Genomic DNA, 12,215 nt, shown 5'->3' with positions numbered 1-12,215 from the left:
TCCGTTATTCTTTCAGTGTGCCGTTTGCATTTCGCACAAAGGTATCAAGCGCCCTCTGAACATCCTGTCCCGCAGCGGCATCCTTTAAAAGCGTATTCCAATACTCACGCATCTTCGCAAAACCGGTAATATTATTATAATACTGACCGAAAAAACGCTGCAGCACCGAATTATAGAGTATTTCGGCATCCTCAGTCTCTATTTGAACTTTAGAGCTTGCCGGAAATCCGCCGGTTGCGTTTATAAGCTTAGGCGCCCACACCTCGTCGGTAGCGGCAAAATGAAGGAATTTCTTTGCAGCTTTTATTTTATTCGCATTGCCGTTGTTAAAAACACAAGCGCCGCCTGCCAAAAATTCCAGGAGCGGAGCGCCGGCATTATTGGGGAACGGCATATAAATCGGTGTAAAATCTTTTCCTTTATAGCGGCGTTTACCGTCATTCATTTTATTGAGCTGAGGTGAATACAAGATAGTATGAGCGGCCTTAGCGGAAACGAACATTGCAATCGCATCATTTGAAGTAAGATCCTTTCCGTCGAGCAAAATGCCCCGTTTCATTGCACGTACCGTCCAATCCACATTCCGTACCGCTTGCGTAGAATTATAAATATAACTGGAATAATCTCCGTTCAAAAGATTTGCATTTCCATAAAGGTTGACCAAAAAGGCTCTAGTCCCCTGATCGCCGCCCATATTTTTATAATAGAAAACACCCGGGACGGTTCCTGCCGGTAGCTTCTCTTTAAGGGCAGTTAAGAGCCTTTCATACTCTTCAACCGTCCATTGGCGGTCTCTCCGCTTATACGGCAGCAAATCGATAAGATGCAGGTCTTCGAGCATTTCTTTATTGAACGCCATCGAAAAAGCGCCTTCATGCATCGGGTACATATACGTACGTCTATCTTTACCCGCGGAAACGGTCAAAAGCTCCGTCGTGATATACGGTTTTTCAGTTGCGAGCACATCATCCAGCGGTTCAAGCAAGCCCTTCCCCGCCCATCCGATAATTCGGCCGGGGGCATCATAAATAATATCGGGAGCTTTGCCGTCTTTTATGGCTTTTTCAATCTTTTCCGCTCCGTCGGTAAAACTGAGTAACGTAAAATGTACTTTAATAGAAGGATTTTCTTTTTCGAACGCAGCAATTAAACTTTTTTCAAAATCACCTTCGACACCGGTTTCGGAGGTAAAATTGGGAAACGACCAAAATTCAATTTCCGCAGCAGTATCGGCTTTTTTAGCATTCATACAGCCCATCAACAAAATCACCGGAAGGGCAAACAGCATAAGCAAACTTCTTTGCAATAAACCGTGAAAAATCTTAGTCATAACAGCACCTTGATCTTTTGTTTTAAAAATTATCGGCACATTGTAGCATAAGCGGTAAAATATAACAATCAGCCCTGATACCTCTATTATTCTGCGATTCTTATCTACTCTGCCTGATGTGTTTGCCCGCTTGCTGAAATAAATGCTCAACGTACAACCAGTTCATCTCCTTTTTTTAATTAGACCGCCGGTAAGTACTTTCGCGAATATTCCGTTTGTCGGCATAATACATTCGCCCATTGTGTGATAGATTGCGCAATGGCTGTGGCACTCCTTCCCGATCTGCGTTACCTCAAGCGTTATGTTTCCCGATGTAAGAATCGTACCGATAGGAAGATGCACGAGGTCTATGCCGCTCACCAAAAGATTTTCACCGAACGCACCGTCTGTCACGTCTGCGCCTTTCGCTCTAAACCGTTCTCTTGTTTCAAAGGAGAGCAAGCTGACTTGCCGGTGCCACTTACCCGCATGAGCATCGTTTTCCAGTCCGAAATCTTCAATTAAAACGGCTTGCTCTACCGCATGTTTTGCGGTTCCTTTTTTTTCGCTGATACATATTCCCATCACGGTTCCCACAGGCTCACCCTCCTATCGTGTTCATCACGCGCGTTTCCGTTTTCCGCCTGTTGTTAAAATGATGACTTACCGGCTTATGAAACACCGCTTGTTTTAAAGCCCTCTCCAGCTCGGCATCTCCGGCTCCGCTTCTGAGTAAGCGCTTTATATTATATGAAAGCGTACTTGCAAGACAGGGCTTGATGACCCCTTCAGCAGTCAGCCGTACCCGATTACACGAGGAACAAAACATATCGTGTACCGCCGAGATAAAACCGACCCGTTTACCGTCTCCGAATTGATAATATCGCGCGGGGCCATTGCTTCTAAAATCGTCCTTTGTAATATCGGGATGATGCCGCTTAATCAAGTTGAATAAGTCCGCATTTGTTACCCGTGTCCGTTCCGCGATACCGATGGGCATCAGCTCTATGAACCGCACCGTGATACCTTTGCATGAAAAAAAATCGAGCACATCGAGCAATTCTGCCGGAGCGCTGTTCCCACTAACGACGGTATTCACCTTGAGGGCGATACCCAGTTCCTGCGCCGTATCTATTCCGCGCAGCACCTCCATAAGCCCGTCTTTGCGGCATATTTTCGTAAAGTTTTCTCTATTGACCGTATCGACACTGACATTGACCGCGTCTATCCCCGCCTCTTTTAGCTTCTCGGACGCCTGTTCAAGCAAGTACCCGTTTGTCGTCAGTGTAACCTGCTCAATACCTTCAAGCGCTTTTAAATCATTAATAAGAGAGCAAATACCCTTTCTAACCAGCGGTTCACCGCCGGTAATTTTGATATGTTTGATACCGATCCGAGGGAGTAACCGGCCTATCCTGATAATCTCCTCAAACCTGAGAATTTGATCATGCGGAATAAATCCGACCCCTTGAGCGGGCATACAGTAACGGCACCTGAAATTACACCGGTCGGTTACGGATATTCTGATATAATCGATTTCCCGCAGGAACCTATCTTTCATAGCGGCCGCTCTTTCCACCGTCTTTCTTCAAAAGCTCTATTCCCGATATACACATCGAACGATCCAGCGCCTTGCACATATCGTATATCGTCAGCAACGCGGCGGAAACACCCGTCAACGCTTCCATCTCAACGCCCGTCCGTCCGATAGCCCCGACCGTACATACAGCTTCGATTTTACATTCCGCTTCATACAGGGTAAAGTCAATACCGGCACTCGTAACCTGCAGCGTATGGCAGAGAGGGATAAGCTCCGGCGTCTTTTTTACCGCCATAATTCCGGCAACCCGCGCAATTCCCAGCACATCGCCTTTTTTGACGCTGCCTTCGCGTACCGCAAGAAAGGCCTCCGCGCTCATGCTGATAAAGCCGTGCGTAACCGCTATTCTTTTTGTCTCATCCTTACCGGCGACATCCACCATCACGGCTTTACCGGAGGAGTCAAAGTGATTAAGTTGTTTTCTTTCCATGTTATTATATCATAAGCAACTTTTATGAAAAAATAAATGGGAACCTGTAAAAACTTCCGTTTTTAGAGGTGAGCTTTGCTCACCGGTTTTCCCTTAGATGTAACTTGCGATTGAAGGAGATATTAGATAAAATTTTTTGATTTTATTTGATACATTAACTCAGGAATTGATTCCGACGCAATAAGCCAGATTCGATCTGTTAAGATTTCCTCATAATCATGAACAATTTTGTTTCTTAATCTTTTATCACGCTCATTATGAAACATAGAGCAGCTCCCGAGAATTCATTATTGCTTCTCTTCTATATGGATTTACTAAAGCAGCAGGTTCCACTATATCAACATTTCTTTTTGTAATATTTTGAAGATAGTCTTGTATATCCAGTATATCAAAAAGTGATATTTTCTCAGAATTTCTAAACTCTATAAGGAAATCGACATCGCTTTCACTTGTAAAATCATTTCGTATTGAAGAGCCAAATACAGATATTTCTTTAATATTATACTTAGAAATTATATATTCCAAATTTTTATGAGTCAAATAGATGCCATTGTTTGAAAGTTTTTCAAAGGCTGTCATATTTCATTCCCTTTTAAATATACCATACCCTTATTAAAATCACAAGACGAACTCCTTTAAGCTGCCGATAGGAAAGAAAATCGTATTTTAGTACTGCGCCTTTATATTCGTTGCCGACACAGCTTCGTTCCATACATCCTTTGCTAACCGGAATGCTGCCCAGCCTTTCGGCCAACCTGTGTACATCGCCGTATGCGTGATGATCGCCGCAATCTCCGCCTTGGTTACGCCATATTTTTTGGCATTCTGCAAATGATACGAAAGCGACGTGTCGGTAATTCCCGAAGCAATTAGCGCGACAACCGTAACGATACATTTTGTCTTTACGTCAATAGCGGTTTCGTTCCACACCTCACCGAACAGTACATCATCATTTAAATGAGCAAATAGCGGCGCAAAATCGCCGAGCATATCGCGTCCCGCAGTCTGCGTTATTTTTTCCATAAGAGCCTCCTTTTAATAGCAAAATCGCTTTCTATGATAAAATTTTGCTGTAAATCGCAAAATCTTCGTTTTTGAATACGTTAAACACGACTTTCATCCCGCTTCCGGTTTGCTCGAAGTATTTTCGGACGGTTTCTACCGCAATTTCCGCTGCGCACCGATTCGGAAACATAAACACTCCGGTTGAAATACGGCAAAAGGCAATGCTCCGCACGTTATATTCTTCCGCTTTATTTCCATTTAGAACGTCTCTTTTGCAGTTCTAAAATCGGTAATCATTTTTTTGATTTGTGCACTATCTCTAAGCCAATCACCGAATATGATTTCTTCATTTGATGATATATGCACCTCTAAAAATCGAAGTTTTTAGAGATGCCCTCATCCTTATTTTCCGCTGAATACGGGAAAGCGGCTGTCGTCTCCGTAATCGAAAAAGTCTTTTAGTGTGGAAAGCTTTCCCCCGCCATTCATTCCACGGCTGCGGGCTGTGGATGATCATCATATCGAGGTAGTCCAGCTGCATACGCTTAAGCGTTTCATCGATTGAAAGAGCTGCCGCCTCATAGCTTTTATGCTCTGCGGCGACTTTCGACGTAATGAATAATTCAGTGCGCGGTATACCGCAGGTACGCACACCTTCGCCGACTCCCGCTTCGTTTTGATAGGCTTGCGCCGTATCGATATGCCGGTAGCCCGCTTTTACGGCATTGCGTACCGCATTCGCCGTCGTATCGTTTTCGATAAGCCATGTACCCAGTCCGAGCTTAGGAATTTTTACCCCATTCGCCAAAGTATACGTTTCGTTTAAAGTCATGTTATTCTCCTATAAAAACTTTTATCGCTCTCCGGCATATCACCGCCGGGAACAAAACGCTCTACACTCATGTGAAGGTTATATTTTTCACGGAGTTTAGAAATTGTTTCCATCATAGGCGAAGCATGATGAGCGTCAATCGCCGTCTGATTGTCCCATTGATCAATCAACAGCACGGTCTTTCCATCATTCCCGCTGCCGTCAAACAGCGGAACAAAATATTCGTAGCGCAAGTTGCCCTTTTCCGCACGGATTTTTTCCACCGTTCCGCTTTCAGTCATTTCCTTTGCAAAGTTAACCGCGGCATTTCCCTTACCGCTGTAACGAATGTTTACCGTTATGCTCATTGATTTCTCCTCCCGGATTTTTGTTATTGTTTTCCCCTATTTCAAAATCCCGTTCACGTATTTTGAAATATCGTTACCGCTTCCGCGCGTAAAGTCTTTTCCGCCCTTGAAGTCTGCTCCCTTTGCGTATTTTGCAAGGTCTGAACCGCTCCGGCCGAGCCCGCTTCCGCCTGATGTGCAGAAAGTAATAAGTTTTTTCCCGCTCCAATTCTGACTTTCGGCAAAGGTATACATGATCTTCGGCGCATATCCCCACCAGATAGGATAGCACAAAACAACGGTGTCGTAGCCGGATAAATCAATCATATTTGCGATTGCCGGACGGGATTTTGGGTCGTTACACTCGATTGTGGTGAGTGATTTTTTATCATGCCAGTTTAGATCGGCGGCAGTGTGTTTGTGGACAGGCTCTATTTCAAAGATATCCGCCCCCATCGCGTTTGCAGCATTTTTCGCCATCCGTTCCGTCGTACCGGTTGCGCTAAAATATACCACCGCTGTTTTTGCCGAAAGTCCTACGGCCATACCGGCGCCCATTAAAACTGAAAGAATAAATTTTTTCATCTTTTGCCTCCTGTAAGTATAAAACGAATCTGCGGAAAACCGCTATCTCTCTGCATTCTTTTGCAATCTGCACGTTCGTATATCGGTTTTCTTTAAATTATTACTGACATAGTGTCAGCTTTATAAGTATAATATAGCAATAAACTGACATTGTGTCAAGTTGAAATTTCTTGTTGTTAAACTGTTTTGCAGCAGGAAGAAATTTATACGGTAATACCGTGTTCGCGTTCATTCGTATAGTGTGTTACTTCAGCAGGTGTCAATCGGCGTATCTGTGTATGCGGATATTCTTTATATTCTCCGGCTGTAAAAAGAGGCGCGGTCTGCTTGCACTGTTTATCTTTATTTTTTTTCAAAAAGAGCAGAACATCATCATAAGAAGGAAAAATTTTATACGATTTTTTTCCCTTGCTGTTTTCGATTTCATAAATATCGCAGGACTTTTTTTCCGTATAATCCGCTGTCCGTAAATAAAGCTTTGCAATTTCCAATGACTTAAAGGGAAAATTCCATCTTTGTAAGCCTCTCTTTGAATCATGCTCAATACAAATACACCGCCCGCATGTTCCGCATATATACTGCGTATGATGTTCCAAACACTCAATAGGATTAAGCAGCGGCGTAATTCTGCTTTCGTTTACATAACATTCTTTGCACATGAAGCATCTTCCTGTTTCAGAGTTTTTAGCAATTTCCAAGCAACCGCGTAACACACTGATACACCAGCTTATAAATCGTAACCTTTGGGTATTCAAATCCGCACCGGTTCATGGCTTCAATCTGTTTTTTTGTTGCAAAGGCATAAGGATAGATTCCAAAGAGGAAAGGGAAAAATGAAAACAGGAATTCTTGGCGGCGGGCAGCCGAAAACGAAGGATAAAAGCGCTTGAGCAGATTTTCAACTGCATCAAAAGCGGCTTTGTAGGCACGCTTAAAGCATATCAGACATTCCAGACTGCTGTGTTCTTCCATATCGTACATATTCATCGCAAGCAGCTTTAAAAGCAGGCCGCGTTTTTCAAGGCTATGAGCAATTCTTTTTGGAAGTGATGCTGCAGAAAGGTTGAGATTTTGATGTATGGTATTCAGTTCATCCGTCCAAAGCTCATACTCCGTCTGAAAAATTGCAAGAAAGATTTCTTCTTTTGTTTTAAAATAATTGTAAATGGAAGGGCGGGAAAAACTGGTTGCCGTGCTAATTTCCTTTATCGTAATGTCTTTAAAATCCAGAGTCTCATACAGCTTTTTACAGGCATCGATGATTTCATTTCTACGGTTTTCCATATATTCAGGTGATGTTTTCGGCATGATAAAATTCCTTAGCTTTTTTTGTTTTCGGGCAATGCATCTATACTATATGATTTTACTGACACAATATCAAGAAAAAGCGCTGTTTGCATCAATAGCGCACTGATGAGAAGCCTATCGATTTAAAGTTAAGAATCCTCATCAGCCATATCCGGTAATCGCAGGCGCATGACCGGATAGCGCAGATAAGACCGAGCCATCTTGTTAATAAAGCAATGTGGAAACCGCAAAAAAAAGTATTAAGCATCAGGGTTGATGCGGATTTACTCGAAGCGCTCAAAGCGAGCGGTAAGGGATGGCAAACGCGGCTCAATAACTGGATTAGAAACGGCATTAACTCCCATTATTTTTAATTACAAGTATTATGCTGCCGGTATGCACGCGGCGGGCAGCCGAAGTTTTTTTAAACACGAAAAAGCCCGCATAACAAAAAAAGCATTGGCTAAAGGCTATCGGCAGCTATTGAGAAAGGTCTTGCTCTCTGCTTGAGTTTTGGGGAGCATAATAGTATGATAAACATCATAAATACTCCCCAAAGGAAAAAAGATAATGGCAGCAAAATACAATGAAATACAGGAATTCCTTAGGGTTCGTGCCGATCTTTATGCCAGATTACATTTACTGCCGTATGACGGTACACCTGAAATTAAAGAACGCGGCGATGGAAAATATTTATATGTTAGAAAGCGTGTAGCCGGTAAACAGACATCGACATACGTAGGGGTCTATACAGATGAGTTATATAACCTGCTCCTTCGTAATGCCAAAGAAGCTCGTGTAATAAGAAAAGAACTGAGAGATATAGAAAAACAACTTGCCATTGCCGGATATTCGGAAGACGGACTATCTTCCAATGTTATAGCAAATATTGCATTTGCAAGAGCCAATATGAAAGTAAATATCTATGATCAAGCGGTCTTAGAGGGAGTTGCAACATCTTTTCCACAGACGGAAGAAATTATAGAAAACGGAAAGGTTTCCGGCATGACAGCAGCTGATGTTCAAAAGATTTTGAACTTAAAACATGCTTGGGAGTTCATTCTGGATAAAGATGTTATTGCAAGTAGATCAGACTATTATATGCTTAGTTATATTGCAAAACTGGTAAACGAAGGTTTTTTTGCGGAAGGCGGGCGTATCCGCGGTGTTCCGGTAACCATCGGCGGTTCATCGTATGTTCCGCCGTTACCGAATGAAGCAGATGTTAAAGATAGCATTCAAAAGATTACCGAAGAGAATGATGATGCGATTACTATTGCTATCAAACTCTGCCTTTATTGTATGAAGACACAGATATTTCTTGACGGCAATAAGAGAGCATCCGTTATTTTCGCAAATCATTATTTAATTTCTCATGGCGGTGGTTTTATTGTAATTCCGGAAAAAGAAGTTCCTGAGTTTAAACAGTTATTAGTAAACTATTACGAAGGAGAAGACGTATCCATTATTGCCGGCTTTATGAAAGAACGTTGCTGGAAAACAATGTAATTGGAACCGTGCTGATTACGGCGGTATATGCGGTGCTCAAGTCTTTCGTAATGCCTTATTCACAAGCTCTAAGCCCGTCCATAATAATCTTTAAGAAAGCGGCGGTAGTATTCCGAAAAACGATCTTCGGTAATTGCTTCCCTGATTTCGGCAACCATTCGATGGAGGAATGCTAAGTTGTGGTAGGTCGCAAGCATCGAATACAGAATCTCCTTACAGCGGAACAGGTGCCGCAGATACGCGCGGCTGTAATTCCGGCATACCTTGCAGGAACAGCTCGGATCGATCGGGCCGAAATCGTATTCATATTCTTTCTTTTTAATTGAGATGGGACCGGTACGGGTAAACAAATTTCCGTTCCGTGCATTCCGCGACGGAAGTACGCAGTCAAAAATATCGACGCCGTTCTTTACCGCCTCTAAAATATAATCGGGGGTGCCAATGCCCATCACATAGAGCGGTTTATGTTTGGGAACATGCGCGGCGGTAAAGGCTAAAAATTCCTTGTATACATCCTCAGGTTCGCCGACGGAAAGGCCGCCGATTGCGATACCGTGCGGATCGCATTCCATAATCGATTCGATACTTCTGAGGCGAAGATCTTCAAAAAAAACCGCCTTGTATAATCGGGAAAAGGCTTCCCTCGTACCCTTCCGTTTGATCCCATTCCCGCACCGCCCGATGCATCCACGCGGTTGTGAGCGTCAGCGCTTTTTCGGTTTCCTTTTTGGGAATGCCGTAGGGGGAACAGATATCGAGCTGCATTTGAATGTCGCTATTAAAGGCGGCCTGCACCTGCACCGCGATTTCGGGGCTTAAAAACTGCCTGCTGCCGTCGATATGGCTCTGAAATGTTACGCCTTCTTCCTTAATTTTTCGCAACTGAGACAGCGAAAATACCTGAAATCCGCCCGAATCCGTCAAAAAGTTTTTATTCCAGCCGGAAAACCCGTGCAGCCCGCCCGCCTGCTTGATAACGTCCATACCCGGACGCAAAAAGAGGTGGTAGGTATTCGCTAAGATGATTTCAAAACCTATTTCATGTAAATCATCCTTGGTGATGCCTTTTACCGTCGCGGCCGTTCCCACCGGCATAAAGGCGGGGGTTTGTACCGTACCGTGAGGCAGGCGTATCACTCCCGTGCGGGCAGCTGAACCTGCATCCTGATGTAAAAGCGTATAGATATTTTTCCGTTCTCTCATATTACAATCCTTTTAAATAGTCCGGCCTGTCCGCGGGCGGTAACGCACAATCTTCGAGCAGTGCATTGCTCGAATCGGCGGCAACCGTATTTTCCGCCGATTCGATTGCCCCGATAAAAAAGCTGCCTTTAACCGATATGACCTGTACCCTGTCATGCTTATAGAGTACCTGTACGGGAAAAGCCCCCCGCTCCGAAAGCTCCGTATCGGATGCGCTTACAGGAGTTTCAAGCGCTTTTTCCATAGCCTTTGCCGCCGCCTCAGCTTCTTCCGATGAAAAAATCGGCAGCCAGTGATAAAACCTCACGTCAAACCACCCGGTCTGTGCAGCGGGAGCAATCTCCAAGCCGGAAATACCGTATACGGAACCTCCGCCCAGCGATTTGATAATCGCTTTTTTATAGCGAATGAGGCGCGCTTCCATATCGCGCTCCCGTTCCTGCTCCTGCGGCGCACTCGCAGCCTGACTTCCGGCGGCATTCATCCCCGTTGCTGCATCGGCAGCAGGTACGGCATCGGCACTCCGCGCAGATTCACAGAGGTTGAAGAACTCCTGAGGCGTGTAATAAATCTTTTTGCGCTCGTAGGCCTCGCGTGTTTTGCCGGTTACGTACAAATGCACCATCAGACCGTCGTATAAGGCAGCGGCTTTGTTTTTGGTATAAGCGCCGGTTATCGTTTGATCGAGTGTTCCGACAGCGGTATAAAAACCGTGTATCACCGCTTCCGCTGACATACCTGCCGTTTCAGGCGGTTTACGGATATGCATTACCACCGCTGACGTTACGGCAATAAGCGCAGCACACAGTACCGCCGCTGCCGCAATTTTGCCGGAATTCCGTCTAACAAAGCGCTTGCGGCTGATGCGCTTCCTCGCTGTTTGAATAAAAGCCTCAAGCGCCGTCTGTTGCGCCGGTACTTCGTCTATCTGTATACCGGCGAAGAGCGACAACGATTCATCGCAATCAACAACCCCGACGCGAGCGTCGGGGTATGTTGTTCTCATAAGGTGGTTGCAGTCGGCTTTAATACCCTTTGTTACGACGCAGAGCGTCGGGGTATTAAACCCTCCGCACGAATAGCTGCAGAGCTGTTCTACAAGCGGCAGGAGCGGCGCGGCGTGGCAGTTAGGCATTATATCGCCGCCCGCAGTTTTTTCAAGCCCGATGCTCTTATACGCGGCAGTTTCGGCACTATCATGCCGGCCTGTAGTTTTAGCACTCCCCTGCCCCGCGGCTATGGCTACCCCCTCATCGATAAGCCGCGCAAACTGCGGACACAGCGCCGGACAGCGGAGTTCAACCGGCACATAAACGCCGTCCCGTATATTCTGCACAAGCTGTTCCGCCGCACCGCTGCCGCAAGCCTCATCCCCGTCTACCGCTACAAACGGGATAGCGGCACTGTTAAAAGGCGGCGCTCCGGTTATACAGGCATAGCTGAGCGTTGCTAAGAAAAAGGACGCAGCATCGTCAAGCGGTACTCGTTCCGCATCAGGATGTACCCACGGATAATGGAAGCGGAGCGCCGCCGCGGTTTCGGCAGTAACGCAGCGGAGTACTAATCGAGGCGAAAGTACGATAAGCTCTTGAGCGCCGCCGTCCGTTCCTCCCTCCGCCAGCAAACACAAGGGGGCGGACACCGCAGCTCGGAAATAATCTTCACTTACTGCGACTTGGTTATACGCTGCGATAAGGCAAGAAAAAAGCCGGTACAGCTTTCGTAATACAGCCTCTGTACGAAGAAGCGCCTGCGGATCGCAGAACGCACCGGCAGCAGCATCCTCTGTATCGGGACAAGCCAAACCGATAAGCGGTTGCGCTTCCCGCAGCGGCAGCACAATCCCAACCTCTTCCCGTCCTTTTTCCGCATTAAAAAACGTAATGGTTTCGTTAAGATAAAACTCCTGCACCGTCCCGTCAGGCGCAATACGCAAACAGGCATCGTGAAGATAATCGGTAACAGCCGAATGCGCAAAAGCACGCGGCTCCATCCCCGAAGCAAGACAGCAATACGCCGCTCCGTTTATCTGATGCATTATTATCGGACTTACACTTTCAAGCATAGACTCTATTGTATCTTATTACATTAAAAACTGCAAATTTTTGTCCCCCTGCCCTCATCCCCTT

The 12,215-nt window shown here is 45.4% G+C and carries 15 protein-coding genes and 2 pseudogenes; 2 read left to right on the top strand and 15 right to left on the bottom strand.

The annotated features are described in order from the left end of the window. Window positions 1-4 precede the first annotated feature (4 nt). From GWP40_RS04995 to GWP40_RS04935, 13 genes and pseudogenes are all read right to left on the bottom strand, one after another. A complete protein-coding gene (locus tag GWP40_RS04995) occupies window positions 5-1,258 on the bottom strand; it encodes an ABC transporter substrate-binding protein (RefSeq protein WP_330997240.1) in 1,254 nt (417 codons plus the stop codon). 234 nt (window positions 1,259-1,492) lie between these two features. After that, window positions 1,493-1,906, bottom strand: a complete 414-nt coding sequence (locus tag GWP40_RS04990; RefSeq protein ID WP_212566302.1) for an MOSC domain-containing protein — start codon at window positions 1,904-1,906, stop codon at window positions 1,493-1,495. A gap of 4 nt (window positions 1,907-1,910) precedes the next feature. Beyond that, window positions 1,911-2,870, bottom strand: coding sequence for a GTP 3',8-cyclase MoaA (gene moaA, locus GWP40_RS04985; protein WP_212566301.1), 960 nt, complete (start codon window positions 2,868-2,870; stop codon window positions 1,911-1,913). Continuing rightward, a complete protein-coding gene (gene moaC, locus GWP40_RS04980) occupies window positions 2,860-3,339 on the bottom strand; it encodes a cyclic pyranopterin monophosphate synthase MoaC (RefSeq protein ID WP_212566300.1) in 480 nt (159 codons plus the stop codon). Before moaC ends, moaA begins: the two co-directional genes overlap by 11 nt. 122 nt (window positions 3,340-3,461) lie before the next feature. After that, a complete protein-coding gene (locus tag GWP40_RS04975; protein ID WP_230974612.1) occupies window positions 3,462-3,605 on the bottom strand; it encodes a HepT-like ribonuclease domain-containing protein in 144 nt (47 codons plus the stop codon). Further along, window positions 3,595-3,918, bottom strand: coding sequence for a nucleotidyltransferase family protein (locus GWP40_RS04970; RefSeq protein WP_212566299.1), 324 nt, complete (start codon window positions 3,916-3,918; stop codon window positions 3,595-3,597). Before GWP40_RS04970 ends, GWP40_RS04975 begins: the two co-directional genes overlap by 11 nt. An 87-nt stretch (window positions 3,919-4,005) precedes the next feature. Then, on the bottom strand, window positions 4,006-4,362 hold the full coding sequence (locus tag GWP40_RS04965) for a carboxymuconolactone decarboxylase family protein (RefSeq protein ID WP_212566298.1): 357 nt from the start codon (window positions 4,360-4,362) through the stop codon (window positions 4,006-4,008). Between the two features lie 31 nt (window positions 4,363-4,393). Next, a pseudogene (locus GWP40_RS04960) lies at window positions 4,394-4,585 on the bottom strand (macro domain-containing protein); the annotation flags it as partial. A 105-nt stretch (window positions 4,586-4,690) separates the two neighbouring features. Beyond that, window positions 4,691-5,176, bottom strand: coding sequence for an aldo/keto reductase (locus tag GWP40_RS04955; protein WP_212566297.1), 486 nt, complete (start codon window positions 5,174-5,176; stop codon window positions 4,691-4,693). Then, complete coding sequence (locus tag GWP40_RS04950) at window positions 5,173-5,523, bottom strand: putative quinol monooxygenase (protein WP_212566296.1); 351 nt, start codon at window positions 5,521-5,523, stop codon at window positions 5,173-5,175. The genes GWP40_RS04955 and GWP40_RS04950 overlap by 4 nt, the downstream gene beginning before the upstream one ends. A gap of 36 nt (window positions 5,524-5,559) precedes the next feature. Beyond that, complete coding sequence (locus tag GWP40_RS04945; protein WP_212566295.1) at window positions 5,560-6,087, bottom strand: flavodoxin; 528 nt, start codon at window positions 6,085-6,087, stop codon at window positions 5,560-5,562. 203 nt (window positions 6,088-6,290) lie between these two features. Next, window positions 6,291-6,746, bottom strand: coding sequence for a hypothetical protein (locus GWP40_RS04940; RefSeq protein WP_212566294.1), 456 nt, complete (start codon window positions 6,744-6,746; stop codon window positions 6,291-6,293). Between the two features lie 25 nt (window positions 6,747-6,771). Then, complete coding sequence (locus tag GWP40_RS04935) at window positions 6,772-7,395, bottom strand: TetR/AcrR family transcriptional regulator (RefSeq protein WP_212566293.1); 624 nt, start codon at window positions 7,393-7,395, stop codon at window positions 6,772-6,774. Between the two features lie 176 nt (window positions 7,396-7,571). Here GWP40_RS04935 and GWP40_RS04930 point away from each other — a divergent pair, with 176 nt between their 5' ends. Both GWP40_RS04930 and GWP40_RS04925 read left to right on the top strand, forming a co-directional pair. Further along, entirely contained in the window at window positions 7,572-7,748 is a 177-nt protein-coding gene (locus GWP40_RS04930) for a BrnA antitoxin family protein (RefSeq protein ID WP_414162765.1), read from the top strand. Window positions 7,749-7,944: 196 nt separating this feature from the next. Further along, window positions 7,945-8,883, top strand: coding sequence for a Fic family protein (locus tag GWP40_RS04925; RefSeq protein WP_212566291.1), 939 nt, complete (start codon window positions 7,945-7,947; stop codon window positions 8,881-8,883). A 68-nt stretch (window positions 8,884-8,951) separates the two neighbouring features. On the opposite strand, the pseudogene tgt reads toward GWP40_RS04925, so the two are convergent. Beyond that, window positions 8,952-10,086: pseudogene (tgt, locus tag GWP40_RS04920) on the bottom strand (tRNA guanosine(34) transglycosylase Tgt). A gap of 1 nt (window position 10,087) precedes the next feature. After that, complete coding sequence (locus GWP40_RS04915) at window positions 10,088-12,151, bottom strand: hypothetical protein (RefSeq protein WP_212566290.1); 2,064 nt, start codon at window positions 12,149-12,151, stop codon at window positions 10,088-10,090. Window positions 12,152-12,215 lie beyond the last annotated feature (64 nt).

Source organism: Treponema vincentii (genome assembly GCF_018336815.1).
GTDB lineage: Bacteria > Spirochaetota > Spirochaetia > Treponematales > Treponemataceae > Treponema.
The sequence above is the reverse complement of the archived record's forward strand: the minus strand, read 5'-3'. Positions and strand labels throughout refer to the sequence as shown.